Source organism: Agrobacterium sp. 22-221-1, from assembly GCF_053522445.1.
In genome coordinates this window covers 63,995-82,418 of record NZ_JBNWCL010000015.1, presented here as the reverse complement: position 1 = coordinate 82,418, position 18,424 = coordinate 63,995, and the positions used below count along the sequence as shown (strand labels likewise).

The 18,424-nt window shown below is 60.7% G+C and carries 18 protein-coding genes; 9 read left to right on the top strand and 9 right to left on the bottom strand.

What is annotated here, in order from left to right:
- The first annotated feature begins 11 nt into the window (after positions 1 to 11).
- Both ACQZ5N_RS20315 and ACQZ5N_RS20310 read left to right on the top strand, forming a co-directional pair.
- Entirely contained in the window at positions 12 to 362 is a 351-nt protein-coding gene (locus tag ACQZ5N_RS20315) for a flagellar export protein FliJ (RefSeq protein WP_003491821.1), read from the top strand.
- A gap of 287 nt (positions 363 to 649) precedes the next feature.
- Positions 650 to 853, top strand: coding sequence for a DUF1059 domain-containing protein (locus ACQZ5N_RS20310; protein WP_003522925.1), 204 nt, complete (start codon positions 650 to 652; stop codon positions 851 to 853).
- Positions 854 to 1,070: 217 nt separating this feature from the next.
- On the opposite strand, the gene ACQZ5N_RS20305 is transcribed toward ACQZ5N_RS20310, so the two are convergent.
- The 4 genes from ACQZ5N_RS20305 to cysQ form a co-directional block, all read right to left on the bottom strand.
- Complete coding sequence (locus ACQZ5N_RS20305; RefSeq protein WP_003522924.1) at positions 1,071 to 1,352, bottom strand: GNAT family N-acetyltransferase; 282 nt, start codon at positions 1,350 to 1,352, stop codon at positions 1,071 to 1,073.
- Between the two features lie 227 nt (positions 1,353 to 1,579).
- A complete protein-coding gene (gene sciP / locus ACQZ5N_RS20300) occupies positions 1,580 to 1,855 on the bottom strand; it encodes a CtrA inhibitor SciP (RefSeq protein ID WP_003491799.1) in 276 nt (91 codons plus the stop codon).
- 191 nt (positions 1,856 to 2,046) lie between these two features.
- Positions 2,047 to 3,087 carry a DUF2793 domain-containing protein gene (locus ACQZ5N_RS20295; RefSeq protein ID WP_448733925.1) on the bottom strand — a complete coding sequence of 347 codons (1,041 nt, stop codon included), beginning with the start codon at positions 3,085 to 3,087 and terminating at the stop codon, positions 2,047 to 2,049.
- Positions 3,088 to 3,331: 244 nt separating this feature from the next.
- On the bottom strand, positions 3,332 to 4,120 hold the full coding sequence (cysQ, locus tag ACQZ5N_RS20290; protein WP_448733924.1) for a 3'(2'),5'-bisphosphate nucleotidase CysQ: 789 nt from the start codon (positions 4,118 to 4,120) through the stop codon (positions 3,332 to 3,334).
- A 334-nt stretch (positions 4,121 to 4,454) separates the two neighbouring features.
- Between cysQ and ACQZ5N_RS20285 the strand changes: the two genes are divergently transcribed.
- From ACQZ5N_RS20285 to ACQZ5N_RS20255, 7 genes are all read left to right on the top strand, one after another.
- Positions 4,455 to 5,357, top strand: a complete 903-nt coding sequence (locus ACQZ5N_RS20285; protein ID WP_003522921.1) for a branched-chain amino acid ABC transporter permease — start codon at positions 4,455 to 4,457, stop codon at positions 5,355 to 5,357.
- A gap of 49 nt (positions 5,358 to 5,406) precedes the next feature.
- On the top strand, positions 5,407 to 6,759 hold the full coding sequence (gene livM, locus ACQZ5N_RS20280; protein ID WP_448733947.1) for a high-affinity branched-chain amino acid ABC transporter permease LivM: 1,353 nt from the start codon (positions 5,407 to 5,409) through the stop codon (positions 6,757 to 6,759).
- Positions 6,759 to 7,637: an ABC transporter ATP-binding protein gene (locus ACQZ5N_RS20275; protein ID WP_003522919.1), complete on the top strand. Its 879-nt coding sequence runs from the start codon at positions 6,759 to 6,761 to the stop codon at positions 7,635 to 7,637. The genes livM and ACQZ5N_RS20275 overlap by 1 nt, the downstream gene beginning before the upstream one ends.
- Positions 7,637 to 8,365 (top strand): ABC transporter ATP-binding protein, encoded by a 729-nt coding sequence (locus ACQZ5N_RS20270; protein ID WP_448733923.1) that lies wholly within the window; start codon positions 7,637 to 7,639, stop codon positions 8,363 to 8,365. The genes ACQZ5N_RS20275 and ACQZ5N_RS20270 overlap by 1 nt, the downstream gene beginning before the upstream one ends.
- A 182-nt stretch (positions 8,366 to 8,547) precedes the next feature.
- Entirely contained in the window at positions 8,548 to 8,901 is a 354-nt protein-coding gene (locus tag ACQZ5N_RS20265; RefSeq protein WP_003522917.1) for a DUF6867 family protein, read from the top strand.
- Between the two features lie 119 nt (positions 8,902 to 9,020).
- Positions 9,021 to 10,139: a branched-chain amino acid ABC transporter substrate-binding protein gene (locus tag ACQZ5N_RS20260; RefSeq protein ID WP_003522916.1), complete on the top strand. Its 1,119-nt coding sequence runs from the start codon at positions 9,021 to 9,023 to the stop codon at positions 10,137 to 10,139.
- Positions 10,140 to 10,262: 123 nt separating this feature from the next.
- Positions 10,263 to 10,979, top strand: coding sequence for a polysaccharide deacetylase family protein (locus ACQZ5N_RS20255; RefSeq protein ID WP_448733922.1), 717 nt, complete (start codon positions 10,263 to 10,265; stop codon positions 10,977 to 10,979).
- Positions 10,980 to 11,003: 24 nt separating this feature from the next.
- On the opposite strand, the gene ACQZ5N_RS20250 is transcribed toward ACQZ5N_RS20255, so the two are convergent.
- The 5 genes from ACQZ5N_RS20250 to ACQZ5N_RS20230 all read right to left on the bottom strand — a co-directional run bounded on the left by ACQZ5N_RS20250 (position 11,004) and on the right by ACQZ5N_RS20230 (position 18,172).
- A complete protein-coding gene (locus ACQZ5N_RS20250) occupies positions 11,004 to 11,528 on the bottom strand; it encodes an AAA family ATPase (RefSeq protein WP_448733921.1) in 525 nt (174 codons plus the stop codon).
- Between the two features lie 267 nt (positions 11,529 to 11,795).
- On the bottom strand, positions 11,796 to 12,725 hold the full coding sequence (locus ACQZ5N_RS20245; RefSeq protein WP_035260385.1) for a response regulator: 930 nt from the start codon (positions 12,723 to 12,725) through the stop codon (positions 11,796 to 11,798).
- Positions 12,722 to 16,117 carry a hybrid sensor histidine kinase/response regulator gene (locus tag ACQZ5N_RS20240; protein ID WP_448733920.1) on the bottom strand — a complete coding sequence of 1,132 codons (3,396 nt, stop codon included), beginning with the start codon at positions 16,115 to 16,117 and terminating at the stop codon, positions 12,722 to 12,724. The genes ACQZ5N_RS20245 and ACQZ5N_RS20240 overlap by 4 nt, the downstream gene beginning before the upstream one ends.
- Before the next feature lie 31 nt (positions 16,118 to 16,148).
- Positions 16,149 to 16,919 (bottom strand): SDR family oxidoreductase, encoded by a 771-nt coding sequence (locus tag ACQZ5N_RS20235; protein WP_035260389.1) that lies wholly within the window; start codon positions 16,917 to 16,919, stop codon positions 16,149 to 16,151.
- Positions 16,920 to 17,137: 218 nt separating this feature from the next.
- Entirely contained in the window at positions 17,138 to 18,172 is a 1,035-nt protein-coding gene (locus tag ACQZ5N_RS20230) for a glutamine synthetase beta-grasp domain-containing protein (protein WP_035260390.1), read from the bottom strand.
- Positions 18,173 to 18,424 lie beyond the last annotated feature (252 nt).

Below are 18,424 nucleotides of genomic sequence, written 5' to 3'. Positions count from 1 at the left end.
GAGTATTGCGTATGAAGTCGCGTGACAGCCTGGTTCGCCTGAAGGAATTTCAGGTCAATGAAAAACGCCGGCAGCTTAACCAGCTGCAGCAGATGATGTCCGAGTTCGAGCGGATGGCAAAGGAACTGGTGCATCAGATATCTCTGGAAGAAAGCAAGTCGGGCATTACCGATCCGACGCATTTCGCCTATCCGACCTTCGCCAAGGCCGCGCGCCAGCGGGCGGATAATCTTCAGGTCTCGATCCGTGAGCTGAAGGCCCAGCAGGAAGCCGCCGAAGCTTCGCTGGAAGAGGTGCAGGCCGAATATGAAAAGGCCGCTGCCCTCGAAAACCGCGACGGAGCCATCCGCGCCCGCGCCTGACCTATAGGCGCAGGAATTGACGAAGATCGTCCTCATTGACGGCTGCCGGTGGATCAGGAGGCGGCTTTCAATGACGGGACGCCATGCATTTTTTCGAAAGGCCGCTCCTTAAGGGCGGCCTTTTGTTTTGCCGCGTCGCCGGTGTTTCCCGCCAGGACGGTCAGGCCTGATTTCGATTGTCCGGAGGTGGGGAAAGGCGTATTTTACGGAGGTTCCGACCGTGAGCCGGAGGCTTTTACGCGCACGCGCCCCGTGCGGGTGCGGGCGGCACTTGCAGGGAGGAAAAAATGGCCCGCCAATATATCGATTGCCGCGAATTCCCCAGTGACAGCAGATGCACTGTCGCCATCTCCGCCGATTCTCCGGAGGAACTTATGGAAGCGGCCGTGCAACACGCCGTGGCCGTGCATGGCGCAAAGGATACGCTCGAATTCCGTGAAGAAGTCCGCCGGAGCATGCATGCCGGGACGCCGCCGTTGAAGGTGGCGTGATTGCTGGCACACCCGAATATCTTCGCCGTCATGCCGGACTTGATCCGGCATCCAGTCGGCGCGCGTCTGCGCGACGAGAAGAGTCTTTTCAGCTCAATGACTTGAGCTTGCTGGACCCCGGCTCAAGGCCGGGGTGACGGCGTGTGGATGCTCCGTTTTGGCCAAAACATCCGTCGATACGTAGATAACTGACATAACGCTCGTTATGTCTGCCCATTTACCCCTGAATAACATCCGCCCATTCGGCATGGCGCAACGTCTGGGCCTTGAAGAACGGGCAGAGCGGAATGATTTTCCAGCCGCCCTTGCGGGCTTCATCGATCGCATGGGCGGCAAGCGCCTGGCCGACGCCTTTGCCGCGCAGCGCATCGGGCACGCCGGTATGGTCGATGATGATGAGGGAAGGGGAGGTGCGCGAATAGGTCATCTCCGCCTTGTGGCCGTCGATGGTCGCCGAATATTCGCCGTGCGATCCGGTTTCGGTTGTCTTGATGTCCATGATGAGCGCCTTCCGCATTGCTGTTCGTTGTCGCCACTGTACCGGCTTCAGCCTGAATTGAAACAGCGGGATAGCGAACGCAGCGGACACAAACCGGCGACAATCGCCGGCTTTGTCGGGCAGTTCTCAGGGGGGAAATCCGAAATCAAACCGAAAACCCCGTCGATAATCCGGCGGGGGCGTTCTGGAAACTCGGTCTGGGCACGTTTTCGCGCCGGCGCACTGTTTTAGTGGCGATATTGCTGAATGCGCGTGGTGCGCAGGCCGGCAAGGCCATGATCGGCAATCGAGGACTGCCAGGACAGGAATTCTTCGACAGTGAGCGTATAACGCTCGCAGGCTTCCTCGAGGCTCAACAGTCCCCCGCGTACCGCTGCAACCACCTCCGCCTTTCTGCGAATGACCCAGCGACGGGTATTGGCAGGCGGAAGATCCGCGATCGTCAGAGGGCTGCCATCGGGGCCGATGACATATTTAACTCGTGGGCGTATCATTTCGGTCATTGGACACTCTATACAAACTCAAGACCATATGACGGGAACTCTATCCCGGTACCTTTAAAAATTGCCTAAGCAGCTCGTGACAATTTATTAAGAATTTGAACGGTTTCGCCTGATTTGTTCGAGTCGCCTTATTTTGCCGGGAAAAAATTTTTCCAAAAATCGCAATTTTTCTCTCTCATCGGTTGTTTCCGTCAGAGTGCCGCAAGCGAAAGGCACGTTTTCCCGCTGCCCTGGGTAAATTCCGCCGTTCCCTCATGCTGCAGCCGCAGGCGGTCGCCGGCGTCGAGGGAAAGGATGGAGGTTGCCGACTGCGATGTGCCTGACGTCGATGCATCGCCGGCGATGCCGAAACTGGCCGCCGCGCCATTGATGAAAAGCGTCACCCGGTGGCCGGAAGAGGAGGCCACGGCGAGCGTCAGGGCCGCCAGATAAGGGCCCTTTGCCGGAACCACGAGTTCACGCCCGCCGCCGCTCACCGCATCGCCGAGCGCAAAGCCGCCCTCGGCGATGGAGAGCACCGAAAAACCTGCCGCCGCGCCATTGGCGGGTTTCGTCGTGCCCGCCGGCAGGCCGGCGACGGCGAGCGGGCGGTTCGGCATCGAGACCCGGCCGTCGCCGCTGCAGAGAAGTGCGGTGTGCCATGAGGCGCCATCCTTGCTGGTCTTGATCGAAAACCCGTCATTGCCGGCAAGGCCCATTTCCGCCCGGCCGCTCCAGCCGGACTGGAACAGCAGCGAGGCGGTATCGCTCTTGCCCGCCTTGTTGATCGTCATGCGGTGGCTGCCGCCTTCTTCGGCATGGGTGAAGAGGCTGGCGGGGGAGGTGAGCGCCAGCCGGTTGGTGGCGTCGGCCTCGGTGCCGATGCCCAGCCTTTCCAGCCGCCCGGTAGCCGGCAGCGGCATGTCGCGCCAGTTGCCGTCGCGCAGGATGCGATATCTGCTCTCGGCCGCAAACCACGCCGTCCAGCCCGGTTGCGGCGCGATCGAGAGCCAGGCGCCATCCTGCCGAAAGGCGAGCCTGCCGCCCTTGCCGGCCCAGTCGCCCGCAGCATCGGCGGAGAGGAGGAAACAATCCCCTTCCGCTACGTTATCGGGCGGCGTGGTGACGATGGCCTTGATGACCAGTTGCACGATCGCATCCAGCCTTTGCAGGGCTTCGTTATGGGTGACGTGTTTCTGTGCCTGCGAGGGGAGGATATAGGGAAGCCGAAGTCTCGCCGTCTGTTCCGTCATGATGTGCCTTCCGCGCTGCGGTGTTTCGTTGCGGGGCATTGTGGGGCGGTGGCGTGGGGTGGGGATGGGATTATTTTTTGGGGGGGCCTTGGTGTGTGCCGTTTCACCCCCCTCTGCCCTGCCGGGCATCTCCCCCTCAAGGGGGGAGATCGACTCGTGGATAGGTCTCGCCTATCACGACGTTTACGAATGAAGCGGCATACGCCGAAGCTCACCAATGGCCGCAGCAAACGCCGAGCGCCCGTTACCCCGCGTGCTCCACTGCCATCGCCCCTTCGGCAATGAAATCCGGATTGGCCAGCGCATCCTCGCCATCGCCCCTCACCGCATATGCAAGCGGCCTGCCCTCGCAATCGAGCGTCCTGCCGCCGGCGGCGCGCAGCACGGCGTCGCCGGCGGCCGTGTCCCACATCATGGTGCGGCTAAAGCGGGGGTAAATATCGGCGGCGCCCTCGGCCAGCATGCAGAATTTCAGCGAGGAGCCGACGGAGATGCAGTCCTTCAGGCCGTGTTCGGCCACGAAGGCTTCCGTTTTCGCCGTGCAATGCGAGCGGCTGATCAACGCCACGGGGGAGGCGCCGCGCTGGCGCGCCCGGATGGAGTGGCGCGACAGGATGGCGCCTTCACCGGAAATGGCGAGCTTTTCGGCGGCATTGTCCTCGCCCGTCCATGCCTGCCCGCGGCAGGGGGCGTAAACCACGCCGGCCACGGGAGCGCCGTTGCGGATGAGCGCGATGTTGACGGTGAAATCGTCCTTGCCGGAAATGAATTCCTTGGTGCCATCCAGCGGGTCGACGAGGAAGAATTCCGCGCCGGTTTCCGGCAGGATGCCGCTCGATACCGCCTCTTCGGCAACCACGGGGATATCGGGAAAATGGGCGGCGAGCGCCGCAAGAATGATCGCCTCGGCGCGCTGATCCGCCTCGGTCACCGGCGAGCAGTCATCCTTATACGACACATGCGGGCCGGCACGGTGGACCGCCATGATGGCCTGCCCGGCGTCCAGCGCCGCTTTCGTCAATATGTCGATCATCTCTTTGCCAATTGATCCCGTCTGCGGGATATCGCCGTTCCGATCTTCGCTACTCCTTTGCCCGCTGCCCGTCAAATAATGGCGTCGGACAATGCTGAAATAAGCATCCGGCCGTCATTTTTTCAGCACTTCCTGCCAAAATCATGGCTCTTTTGACCGGGAAAGCGGCAGTCCATGTGGAAATTCCAAATTTTGTGCAGGATCGCCCGTTTTTGACTTCACATTTTTAACGAACACGATATGCATTTTGGGGGTGGGGGCCTGCCTGCAAGGGCGCTCCTATAATTAACATAACGAGGCGTGGCCCATTCGAGGTCGTGCCCGGGGGAAAGACATGGAGTATTTTATCCAGCAGCTCATCAACGGGCTGACTCTTGGATCGATCTACGGCCTCATTGCTATCGGCTATACGATGGTTTACGGCATCATCGGCATGATCAACTTCGCCCACGGCGATATTTTCATGCTCGGCGGCTTCGCCGCGCTGATCGTTTTCCTGATCGTGACATCCTTTGTCGCCGGCATTCCGGTGGCGCTTCTTCTGCTTCTGATGATGGTCGTCGCCATGCTGATGACCGGCCTGTGGAACTGGGTGATCGAACGCGTCGCCTATCGCCCGCTCAGAGGCTCCTTCCGTCTTGCACCGCTGATCACGGCCATCGGCATGTCGATAGTGCTGTCCAACTTCATTCAGGTGACGCAGGGTCCGCGCAACAAGCCGATCCCGTCGATGGTGACGGAAAGCTATCATTTCGGCACCATCACCGTTTCGCTGAAGCAGCTCATCATCATGGTCGTCACCTCGGTGCTGCTCTTCGCCTTCTGGTATATCGTCAACAAGACCCCGCTCGGCCGGGCGCAGCGCGCCACCGAACAGGACCGCAAGATGGCGGCACTGCTCGGCGTCGATGTCGACAAGACGATCTCCATCACCTTCATCATGGGTGCGGCGCTCGCTTCCGTCGCAGGTACGATGTACCTGATGTATTATGGCGTTACCACGTTCAACGATGGCTTCATTCCGGGGGTCAAGGCCTTCACCGCCGCCGTTCTGGGCGGCATCGGCTCGCTGCCGGGCGCTGTGCTGGGTGGCTTGCTCATCGGTCTCATCGAGTCCCTCTGGTCCGCCTATTTCTCCATTGCTTATAAGGACGTCGCGGCGTTCGGCATCCTGGCATTCGTGCTGATCTTCAAGCCGACCGGTATTCTCGGTCGCCCGGAAGTCGAGAAGGTGTGACATCATGGCAAACATCGTTTCCGAAAACACCTCTTCCGGCCCGAGCTTGATGGCGACGGCTGTGAAGGAGGGCCTGATTGCGGGCCTCATCTCGTTCGGCATGTTCGTTCTTTATGTCGGCATCGTCACCTATCAGGATATCAACAACCAGCTGATCTGGGGCACCCGTTGGGGCCTTCTCGCAATTTTCGTCGCCGTTGCCGCCGTTGGCCGCTTCTTCGTGGTCGGTTTCATCAAGCCGTCGCTCGATCGTCGCAAGCTTGCCAAGGCCAAAAGCGGCGTGCTGGAGATTTCCGAAGAGAAAGGCTTTTTTCATAAGCACTTTCTGAAGCTGGCGCTCATTCTTCTTCTGCTTTATCCGGTTATCGCCGTGCAATTGTTCGGCTTTCAGGGTTCGCTGAAAATGGTCGATAATTTCGGCGTTCAGATCCTGATCTATGTGATGCTGGCCTGGGGCCTCAACATTGTTGTCGGCCTTGCCGGCCTGCTCGATCTCGGTTACGTGGCCTTTTATGCGGTGGGCGCCTATTCCTATGCGCTGCTCTCCAGCTATTTCGGCCTGTCTTTCTGGGTGCTCCTGCCGGTCGCCGGCATTCTCGCGGGCTTCTGGGGCATCATCCTCGGTTTCCCGGTGCTTCGTCTTCGCGGCGACTATCTGGCGATCGTGACGCTTGCCTTCGGTGAAATCATCCGTCTTGTTATTGTGAACTGGACGGAAGTGACCAAGGGCACTTTCGGCATCTCAAGCATCGCCAAGGCATCTGTCTTCGGCATCTGGTCTTTCGATGCCCGCGCATCCAATTACTTCATCAAGGCCTTCAGTCTTCCGCCGTCTTCCGCCTACTACAAAATCTTCCTGTTCTACGTGATCCTGCTGCTTTGCATGCTGACGGCCTATGTTACAATTAGGCTGCGCCGCATGCCGATCGGTCGGGCTTGGGAGGCATTACGCGAGGACGAAATCGCTTGCCGTTCGCTCGGTATCGACACCGTCATCACCAAGCTCAGTGCCTTTGCGACGGGGGCCATGCTCGGCGGATTTGCCGGTTCGTTCTTTGCCGCCCGCCAGGGTTTCGTATCGCCGGAGAGCTTTACGTTTGTGGAATCCGCCGTCATTCTCGCCATCGTCGTGCTCGGTGGCATGGGTTCGCTCACGGGTATCGCCATTGCGGCGCTGGTCATGGTCGGCGGCACCGAGGCGCTACGTGAAATGGAGTTCCTGAAGCATGTCTTCGGGCCTGATTTCACACCGGAACTCTACCGCATGCTGCTCTTCGGTCTGGGCATGGTCATCGTCATGCTGTTCAAGCCGCGCGGCTTCGTCGGCTCGCGTGAACCCACGGCCTTCCTCAAGGAACGCAAGGCCGTCTCCGGCAGCTTTACCAAGGAAGGTCACGGTTGATGGCTTCCGGAACGGCAACAATGACACCCAATACGACTGGCGATACGATCCTCAAGGTCGAACATCTCTCGATGCGCTTCGGCGGCCTGATGGCCATCAACGACTTCTCCTTCGAGGCGAAGCGCGGCGAGATCACGGCGTTGATCGGCCCCAACGGTGCTGGAAAGACCACGGTCTTCAACTGCATCACCGGCTTCTACAAGCCGACCATGGGCATGATCACCATGCGCCAGCAAAGCGGCGAGGCGCATCTTCTCGAGCGCCTGCCGGATTTCGAAATCACCAAGAAGGCCAAGGTGGCGCGCACCTTCCAGAACATCCGCCTGTTTTCGGGCCTCACGGTTCTGGAAAATCTGCTGGTGGCGCAGCACAATGCGCTGATGAAGGCTTCGGGTTACACGATCCTCGGTCTTCTCGGTCTGCCGGCTTACCGGCGGGCGGTGGATGCCTCTATCGAAAAGGCCAAATACTGGCTGGAAAAGGCCGATCTGATCGACCGCGCCGACGACCCGGCCGGCGACCTTCCCTATGGTGCGCAGCGCCGTCTGGAAATCGCCCGCGCCATGTGCACGGGGCCGGAGCTTTTGTGCCTCGACGAGCCGGCGGCGGGCCTCAATCCGAAGGAATCGCTGGCGCTCAACGCGCTTCTGCGCGGCATTCGCGACGAGGGCACGTCGCTGCTCCTCATCGAGCACGACATGTCCGTGGTGATGCAGATTTCCGACCATGTGGTGGTTCTGGAATATGGCCAGAAAATTTCCGACGGCACGCCGGACCATGTGAAGAACGACCCGAAGGTCATCGCCGCCTATCTGGGTGTCGAGGATGATGAAGTGGAAGACGTGATTGCGGAAGAACTCGACGGAGGAGCGGCCTGATGTCCGGTGAACCGCTTCTGAAAGTCCAGGGTGTCGAAACCTATTACGGCAATATCCGTGCTCTGGCCGGTGTCGATGTCGAGGTCAAAAAGGGTGAGATCGTCAGTCTGATCGGCGCCAACGGCGCCGGCAAGTCGACGCTGATGATGACCATCTGCGGCAGCCCGCAGGCGCGCGCCGGCCAAGTGGTCTTCGACGGCGAGGACATTACCCATCTGCCGACCCATCTGATCGCGCGCAAGCGCATTGCCCAGTCGCCCGAAGGCCGCCGGATTTTCCCGCGCATGACGGTGCTGGAAAACCTGCAGATGGGCGCCAATCTCGACAACCTGAAATATTTCAAGGAAGACGTCGAGAAGATATTCGTGATGTTCCCGCGCCTGAAGGAGCGCCAGAGCCAGCGCGGCGGCACGCTTTCCGGCGGCGAGCAGCAGATGCTTTCCATCGGCCGTGCGCTGATGGCACGGCCGAAGCTCCTGCTGCTGGACGAGCCGTCGCTCGGCCTCGCACCGCTGATCGTCAAGGGCATTTTCGAGGCGATCAAGAAACTCAACCAGGAAGAGGGGCTGACCGTCTTCCTCGTGGAGCAGAACGCCTTTGCCGCGCTCAAGCTTTCCGACCGCGCCTATGTGATGGTCAACGGCAAGGTGACGATGAGCGGTTCGGGCAGGGAACTGCTCGCCGATCCGCAGGTGCGCGCCGCCTATCTCGAAGGCGGACGGCACTGAAAGATTTTACTTGCGCCGGAAATTTTGCGGCGCAAGACTGCAAACGGCGGCCTGTCGTCCTTTCGGCCAAACCTTAAGGAACCATGGCGGGGTGCAAACAATAAAATGCCCGGCGGGAAAACGACGGGACGACAGACAAGGCAGGGTCAGGGCGTTTCAGCCCGGCACTGATGGGGAAAGAGATGCAGGGCCTTTTTTTCGAAACGGATAACGGCGTGCGGTATGTTCTGCGCGCGCTGGTTGTTCTTCTGGGTTTCTGGACGGCATGGCGCACGGGCAAGTCCGTGGCCGATGGCTGGGGCGGTTATACGCGGGTGGTGATCTATACGCTCGCTCTGGGTGTGGTGATGCGGTTTCTGCATCACGCGCTGTTCAACGGGCCGTTCATCAACGGCTTCTATTACGTGTTTGACGTCGTTCTTCTTCTGGTTTTTTCCAGCGTCGGTTTCCGCACGCGCCGGACAAGCCAGATGGTCAATAACTACTATTGGCTTTACGACCGGACATCGGCATTTTCCTACAAGAAGAAAGATTGACAGGCGGATTTTTCCGGCTGCACAATGCTCGTCAGAGTGGAACAGTTTCCTGTTCAGTGAAGGTGGGTACTGAACAGGTCCTTGCAATCAACCCATCCAAAGGAACTGGGAGTAAAGTAATGAAGAAGTCTCTTCTTTCCGCTGTTGCGCTGACCGCCATGGTCGCGTTTGGCGGTTCGGCCTGGGCCGATGTCGTGATCGCTGTCGGCGCACCGCTGACCGGCCCGAACGCTGCTTTCGGCGCTCAGATCCAGAAGGGTGCCGAACAGGCCGCGAAAGACATCAATGCCGCCGGCGGCATCAATGGCGAGCAGATCAAGATCGTGCTGGGCGACGACGTATCCGACCCCAAGCAGGGTATTTCGGTTGCCAACAAGTTCGTCGCTGACGGCGTGAAATTCGTTGTCGGTCACTTCAACTCCGGCGTTTCCATTCCGGCTTCTGAAGTTTACGCCGAAAACGGCATTCTCGAAATCACACCCGCCGCAACCAACCCGGTCTTCACCGAGCGCGGCCTGTGGAATACGTTCCGTACCTGCGGCCGTGACGACCAGCAGGGCGGCATTGCCGGCAAGTACCTGGCCGATCATTTCAAGGACGCCAAGGTCGCCATCATTCACGACAAGACGCCTTACGGTCAGGGCCTTGCCGATGAAACCAAGAAGGCTGCCAATGCCGCCGGCGTGACGGAAGTCATGTATGAAGGCGTCAACGTCGGCGACAAGGACTTCTCCGCGCTGATCTCCAAGATGAAGGAAGCCGGCGTTTCCATCATCTACTGGGGCGGCCTGCACACCGAAGCCGGCCTCATCATCCGTCAGGCGGCTGACCAGGGTCTGAAGGCCAAGCTCGTTTCGGGCGACGGTATCGTCTCGAACGAACTTGCTTCCATCGCCGGCGACGCCGTCGAAGGCACGCTCAACACCTTCGGCCCCGATCCGACGCTGCGCCCGGAAAACAAGGAACTGGTAGAGAAGTTCAAGGCCGCCGGCTTCAACCCGGAAGCCTACACGCTCTACTCCTATGCCGCGATGCAGGCGATTGCCGGTGCGGCGAAGGCCGCCGGTTCCGTGGAGCCGGAAAAGGTTGCCGAGGCCCTGAAGTCCGGCACCTTCCCGACCGCGCTCGGCGAGATCTCCTTCGACGAGAAGGGCGACCCGAAGCTTCCCGGCTACGTCATGTACGAATGGAAGAAGGGTCCGGACGGCAAGTTCACCTACATCCAGCAGGGCAGCTAAGCCCTTCTGCTACACCTATCGAAGCCCGGCAGCGATGCCGGGCTTTTTGTTTGCGGTCTCGGCCACACTAGGGACAACAAGGCAGGAAACTAATCCTCTCGGGAACTGCAATGAGGGATGGCAATGACGACAAAGCGAGCCGTGTCGCTCTTCCTTGTTCTCGCCGTGCTGGCGACGGCGCTTGTCGGCCTGCATTTCTTCAGCAAATCCCGGACGACGCAATTATTCGGCGGCATCATCGCAAGGGTCGAAACAGCGAGGCCGATGGTGGCGCTGACTTTCGACGATGGGCCGTCGGTGCGTTTCACCCCTGATGTCCTGGCGATCCTGAGGGAGCGCGGGGTAAAAGCGACTTTCTTTTTGACCGGTCAGGAGACCGAAGAAAATCTGCCGCAGGCGCGCATGATCGTTAGCGACGGGCATCAGATCGGCAACCATAGTTACACGCATTCCAACATGATGCTGATGGGGCCGGCGCGGATCGGGGACGAGATCGAGCGCACCGATGCGGCCATTCGGGCTGCGGGTTATGAAGGCGAGATCATGTTCCGCCCGCCCTATGGCAAGAAGCTGCTCACCTTGCCCTGGTATCTTTCCCGGCATGACCGGAAAACCATCATGTGGGATGTCGAGCCGGAATCCTTTCCCGATGTCGCCGAGGATGCGGGCGCCTTCGCCAGGCACGTCATCGAGCAGACCGGAAACGGCTCCATCATCATCATGCACGTCATGTATCGAAGCCGCGAGATATCCAGGCAGGCTTTGCCCTTGATCATCGACGGTCTGCGTCAACGCGGGTTTGAGTTTGTCACCGTCTCGCAATTGCTCGAAAACCGCTGAAGCCCATTCTCTTGCCAGAGCGCTTCAGTCGATCCGCGTCAGAATAAAGTCCGCACGTTCCCCTATGCCGGATTTCGGAAGCACGGAAATATCGTAACCAAGCTCGTCATAATCGCGGAGCAAACGCTCATATTCCTCGACCGCCGCATCGAAGCCATGCTTGCGCTCGTTGTCGCCCCTGTAGATTTCCGGCCATGGCGGGGTGAGGAAGACCAGACGATTATAGCGGTGTGCAACCCGCAGCGTCTCGATGAAGGCATCGCCATTTATATGGCGAAGCGCTGAGGCGGCGTCGATCAGGCCACGATCGAAGAAGACCGAGCCCTCCGGCGGGGCCTTTTGCCGGTCTTCGAGCGCCATGGCGATGGCGCGGCGGGCGAAGGCTTCGATGTCGATCCACGGTAGGGCCGTGCCGCCATTGCGGTTTTCTTCGATGACGATGCGGCGGCCGGGCTCTTCCACGGTGGCGAAACCGCGCCGGGCAAGCTCGGCGAGAAGCGTGGATTTTCCGCCGCCGGAGCAGCCGGAAAGGATGATGAAACGGTCCATGGACGTTTATTCCTGTGTTGGGTTCAGCGGATCTAACGTTGATTTTGGGGTGGTGGGTCACCGCTTGTTTCTTCTCCCCGCAGGGGAGAAGGTGGCCCGAAGGGTCGGATGAGGGGGCCAGCTCTCCGAATATCTCTACCCTTGCCCCCTCATCCCGCTGCCGCGGACTTCTCCCCGGCGGGGAGAAGAAACAAGTGGCGGACGCTCACCCGGAAGCGGCTATTCGGAGGGGGATCAGGGGAAAGCTAGCGCATAACGCGCCGGAATTCACCCCTGATGCAGAATATGCGCTGCCTTCACGGCCGCCGATGCCCGGTTTTCCACCCCGAGCTTCACATAGATCTGCTCCAGATGCTTGTTCACGGTTCTCGCGGAAAGGCCGAGGATGTCGCCGATATCGCGGTTGGACTTGCCTCTGGCGATCCACAGCAGCACTTCCGATTCCCGCGCGGTGAGGGAAAAATGTTCGCGCAGCAGGTGATCGCCGGATTTCTCATTGGCGGCGGTGAGGCGGAAGAGGAATTCATCCGGCCCCATGGCGCCGAGGAAAGACAGTTGCAGGGCGGGCCGCCCGGCCTCGGTGATCGTCAGCGGCACGTCGCGGCCGGTTTCCGCCGCCGCCCGTTCTGCGAGCCAGCGGCCAATATGGCTGGTGACGATTTCCATGCCGTCGTCGCGGCCGGTGGCGGCGTTGACGAGGCGCGTCGCCTGCGGTGTCGACCAGTGGATGGCGCCGTTGGCGCGCACGGCAAGCAGGTGGCGGCCGGCGGCGTCGAGCGCGACGCGGGCGCTTTGCGCCGAACGAGCATTGGAGAGGTGCACGCGGATGCGGGCGCGCAGCTCGTCTATATTAATCGGCTTGGTCAGATAATCGACGCCGCCGGATTCGAGCGCCCGCACCACATGTTCTGTTTCCGTCAGCCCGGTCATGAAGATGACGGGCACCTGCGCCACCGCCGCATTGGCCTTCAGGCGGCGGCAGGTCTCGAAGCCGTCCATGGCCGGCATGACGGCGTCGAGCAGGATGATATCGGGCGTGATGCGTTCGGCAATGTTGAGCGCGGCCTGGCCGGAGGTGGCGATGAGTGCGGAAAAGCCTGACTGTTCCAGCGCATCGGTGAGGAACCCGAGTGCTTCCGGGCTGTCATCCACCAGCAATACGATGTCTCTCGGGGCTGCCGCCGCCTGACCGCTCATGCCTTGCCGTCTCCCGTGTCGTTATCCGCAAACCGTTTGAGAAAATGCGCGTAACCGGCCAGATCGAAGGCCTGCACATAGGTGCCGAGCTCCTGCGTGAAGGGCAGGTTTTCCGTGTTGCGGGCAAGATCGGCGAGTTTCGCCTCGATGCCGCGTATGTAGCCTATTTCGCCGAGCCGCTGCAAATCCTGAATGTGGATTGCACCGGGATGGACGATCTGCGCCACGGGCGGCGGCGATGGCGGGGGCGGCATATCCGCCTCGTAGATCCATTTCAGGCCGAGATGCACGGCAAGCCTGTCGCAAAGCTGGCGGATATCGACAGGCTTGGCGATGGCGTCATTGTGGTTGTCCTCGCCCGCACCCGCCACGGTTCCGTCGCCGATATTGGCCGAGAGCATGATGAGCGGGGCGGTCTGCCCGGCTTCACGCAGTTTCGTCACAAGCTGCCAGCCGGTCATGCCGGGCATGGAAATATCGATGAGAAAGAGGTCGGGCTTCACGCCTTCGATGAGCGTCAGGCATTCCGGCCCGCTTTGCGCCGTCAGCACCACGAAATCCAGCGGCGAGAGCACCTGCCGCATCAGCTCGCGATGATCCTCATTGTCATCGATCACGACGATGGTGCGGCGCGGGCCGGAATAGGAGCGGATGGTCTTTTCCGCCGCCGGCGCCGTGCTTGGCCGGTGCACGGCAGAGAGCATGAGGCGCACGCGAAAGGTGGAGCCTTCATCCTTTGCACTGGAAACGGAAATTTCGCCGCCGAGCGTATTGGTGAGGAGCCTTGTGATGGTCAGGCCGAGGCCGAGGCCCGGCATGGGGCGCACGCTGTCTGCCTCGCCGCGCTGGAAGGGCTCGTAGATGCGGGCGAGGTCCTTTTCGGCAATGCCGCGGCCGGTATCGGAAACGGTGAAACTCGCCACCTGGCTGCGATAACCGACATCGAAGGTGACTGCGCCCTCATCGGTGAATTTGATGGCGTTGGAGATGAGGTTGACGAGGATCTGCCGCAGCCGCTTTTCATCGGTGCGGACATATTGCGGCAGGGCGCGGGAGCGGTCGTGGCGGAATTCCAGCCCCTTGGCCTGCGCCTGCGGGCGGAACATGTCAACGATCTGGTCGAGGAAATCCTGAATATTGATCTCGTTGGAATAGACCTGCAGACGGCCCGCCTCGATCTTGGAAATATCGAGAAGCCCGTCGATCAGGCCGGACAGGTGATCGGCCGAGCGGCGGATGACCTTGATCGCCGATTGCCGGGGCGGGGGAATGGTATCGTCGCGCTCGAGGATCTGGGCATAACCCAGGACGGCATTGAGCGGCGTGCGCAATTCATGGCTGAGGCCCACCACATAACGGCTCTTGGCGCGGTTGGCGGCCTCAGCGGTTTCCTTGGCGTCCTGAAGGGCGGCGTCGGTCTTCTTGTGGGCGGCGATTTCCTTGAGCAGCAATGTGTTCTGGCGCGAGGATTCCTCTTCCGCCACCACCCGGCTGTCATGGGCAAGCACGAGGAACCAGCAGACGATCCCGGCAATGACGGCGAAGACGAAAAATACGATAAGGATGGTGCGGTTCACCACATCGGCCGTTTCCGGCGAAGCGGTGCCGACCTGATGGGCGATCATCGCCAATATGCCGCCGATGGCGGTGACGGCAATCGCCGCCGCCATGCCGTAGCGGCCGAGCCGGGTGGCAAGCTTCGCCACCAGCTGATCCGGCAGGAAGGATTTCGCGACGGTGGCGACCTGATAGTTCAGCTTGGCCTTCGGCTTGCACATGTCGTGGCAACGGCTGTCCAGCGAGCAGCAGAGCGAACAGATCGGCGCGGCATAGGCCGGACACCAGGCCATGTCTTCCGGCTCGAAAGGGTGTTCGCAGATGGAGCAGGTGATGCTGCTCTCTTCGCGCCATTTCTGGCGCGGTTTGCGGGCGAGATAAAATTTGCCCTTCGTGCCCCAGGCAATCAGCGGCGAGGCGATGAAGGCGACGATCAGCGTCAGATAGGGTGCGAGCGATGCGGCGAGCGGTCCGAAGGCCCCGAAATGCGCCATCAGCGCAATGGTGGCCGAAAGCGTCATGGAGCCGACGCCGACGGGGTTGATATCGTAAAGATGGGCGCGCTTGAATTCGATGCCGGGCGGGGCAAGGCCGAGCGGCTTGTTGATGAAGAGATCGGCGGAAATGGTGCAGAGCCACGCCATTGCGATGATGGAGAAGATGCCGAGCGTTTCTTCGAGCAGCCGGTAAATGCCGAGCTCCATCAGAAGCAGCGCGATCGCGACGTTGAAGACCAGCCAGACGACGCGGCCGGGATGGCTGTGGGTGAGACGCGAGAAGAAGTTCGACCAGGCGAGCGAACCCGCATAGGCATTCATGACGTTGATCTTCAGCTGCGAGACAACCACGAAGGCGACCATCAACAGCATGGCCGCCGTCTCGTTGGGGATCATGTAACCGAAGGCGGTGAGATACATCTGCGCCGGATCGGCGGCGCGATCCACCGAGACGCCGGAACTGAAGGTGAGCACCACGAGGAAGGAGCCGGCGAGCAGCTTCGGCACGCCGACGACGACCCAGCCCGAGCCCGCCAGGAACACCGCGATGCGGTGGCGCAGGCGGCTCTGGCCTTCGGCCGGCAGGAAGCGCAGGAAGTCCACCTGTTCGCCGATCTGCGACATCAGCGCCAGAATGACGGCCGAGGCCGCGCCGAATTCCACGAGGTTGAAATCCGCGACCGTTCCCGGCGGGCCGGAGGCGTGATGAATGCCGGCAAAGGCGCGCCAGAGATCGTATTTTTCCCAGTCCAACAAAGCGATGAACACGAAAGGCAGGACGTTGAGGATGATCCAGAAGGGCTGGGTGATGATCTGGAAACGGCTGATGAGCCGCACGCCATGGGTAACGAGCGGAATGACCATGACGGCCGAGATGATGTAGCCGATCCAGAGCGGAATGCCGAGCGCCAGTTCCAGCGCGCCGGACATGATCGATGCCTCGATGGCGAAGAGCATGAAGGTGAAGGCGGCATAGATGAGCGAGGTGATGGTGGAGCCGATATAACCGAAGCTCGCGCCGCGCGTCAAAAGATCGATATCGACCCCGTGGCGGATGGCGTAGCGGCTGATCGGCAGGCCGACGGCGAGCATGGCGATGGCGGCGACGAGGATGGCGTAAAAGGCGTTGGTGGTGCCGTAGGAGAGCGTGATCGCCCCGCCGATGGCTTCCAGCGCCAGAAAGGAAATCGCGCCGATGGCGGTGTGGGAAATGCGGTTGGAGGAAAATTGCCGGGCGCTCTTGGCGGTGAAGCGCAGCGCATAATCTTCCAGCGTCTGGTTGGCGACCCAGCGGTTATATTCGCGCCTGACGGGGATGATGCGTTGCCGTGCGGCCATGCCTATCTAGCGCCTTTCCGCAACGGGCCTCTCACAGCCGCACCGACATGCCGCCATCCACCGTCAGCACATGGCCGTTGACGAAGGAGGCCGCATCGCTGGCCAGAAACAGGGCAGCGCCGGCGATTTCATCCGGCCGGCCCCAGCGCTCCAGCGGCACGCGCAGCTTGGCGAAGGCCACCATCTCAGGATTTTCGGCAAGGGCGGCATTGGTTTCGGTGGCGAACATGCCGGGCGCGATGGCGTTGCTGGTGATGCCGCGCGCGCCATATTCCACGGCAATGGCGCGCATCAGCCCGGTCAGCCCCTGTTTGGCGACGGGATAGATCGCGTCCCCCGGCCGGACGATGTGGCCGAGAATGGAGGTGATGGTGATGATGCGGCCGTAACCATTGGCGTTCATGGCCTCCGCCGCATCCCGCGACAGCGAGATGGAGGAGGTAAGATCGGTGCGGATCAGTTCCAGCACGTCCTCGTCGCTGAATTCGGCAAGCGGGCGGCGGTCGCGCGCGCCGACATTGTTGACGAGGATATCGAGATGGCCGAACTCGTCCATGATACGGCGAACAAGGGCGCTGCCGGCTGCGGTATCGGCAATATCGAAGGCGGCGTAATCGGCCTTGCCGCCAGCCTTGCGCAACGTGTCGACGGCCTGTTCCAGCGTTTCGGCATTGCGGCCGGTCAGCCACACATGCGCGCCTGCTTCGGCAAAGGCGCTGGCAATTTCAAAACCGAGGCCGCGGCCGCTGCCGGTGATGATGGCCGTTCGGTTTTCGAGAGAGAATTTCTGGAGAATGCCCATCGCTCACCTTCTTGCTTTAGAGCGTCGGACCGAAAACGATATTGCGGTTTTCGGAAAATCCGAGGCTGTTGGTCAAAGCCACGCCGCTTGTTTGAGCTTGCGTATGGGAAGACTATGCCGTGTGCGGCGCTCGGCGAAAGGTCGCCTGCCCGGCCCGGCCGTTCGGTGGACAGAAAAATGGCGTCGCCCGGTTGCGGGCGACGCCATGTCTTGGCTTATCAGGCAGCAGCCGACTTTGCGAGCGGCACTTCTGCGATCGTCTTCAGAACGACGGAAGCGATCTGGTAAGGGCAGCCTTGAGAGTTCGGACGACGGTCTTCAAGGTAACCCTTGTAACCGTTGTTGACGAAGGAATGCGGAACGCGGATCGACGCGCCACGGTCGGCAACGCCGTAGGAGAACTTGTTCCACGGGGCGGTTTCGTGCTTGCCGGTCAGGCGCAGGTGGTTGTCCGGACCGTAAACGTCGATGTGCTCTTTCCAGTTCTTGGCGAAAGCGGCCATGAGGGCTTCGAAATATTCCTTGCCGCCAACTTCGCGCATGAACTTGGTGGAGAAGTTGCAGTGCATGCCCGAACCGTTCCAGTCGGTGTCGCCGAGCGGCTTGCAATGGAATTCGACGTCGATGCCGTACTGTTCGCAAAGACGCAGCAGCAGGTAACGGGCGATCCAGATCTGGTCGGCGGCGCGCTTGGAGCCCTTGCCGAATACCTGGAATTCCCACTGGCCCTTGGCCACTTCGGCGTTGATGCCTTCGTGGTTGATGCCGGCTTCGAGGCAGAGATCGAGGTGCTCTTCAACGATTTCGCGGGCAACCGAACCAACATTCTTGAAGCCGACGCCGGTGTAATAAGGACCCTGCGGAGCCGGGTAACCCTGTTCCGGGAAGCCGAGCGGGCGGCCGTCCTGGTAGAAGAAATATTCCTGTTCGAAGCCGAACCATGCGTCCTCGTCGTCGAGGATGGTCGCGCGGCTGTTCGAAGCATGCGGGGTGACGCCATCGGGCATCATGACTTCGCACATGACGAGTGCACCGTTGGAGCGGGCCGGGTCGGGATAGATCGCGACGGGCTTCAGCACGCAATCCGACGAGTGGCCTTCGGCCTGCTGCGTGGACGAGCCATCAAAGCCCCAAAGCGGCAGCTGCTCGAGTGTGGGGAATTCGTCGAATTCCTTGATCTGGGTCTTGCCGCGCAGGTTGGGGACCGGCTTGTATCCGTCCAGCCAGATGTACTCGAGTTTGAACTTAGTCATTACGAACCTCTCATAGGTAACAATGCGAAGCCTTGAGGCCTCCCGTGGCTTTGGCCACCGAAGCGCATTCGCGTTCAAGGGCTGACCCCTTAGATGCATGCCGCGTGCCAGATTGGCGATATCAGGCGATTTTTTCGAAAAATCTTTCAGGGGCCCTGTCGCGCAGGAGCCTGGATATCGCGCGTGGCTGGTTCTGCTGCACTGCGGCAGGCAAATTCACCCCTCATGTTTCATCATTGAATCCTGATAGAT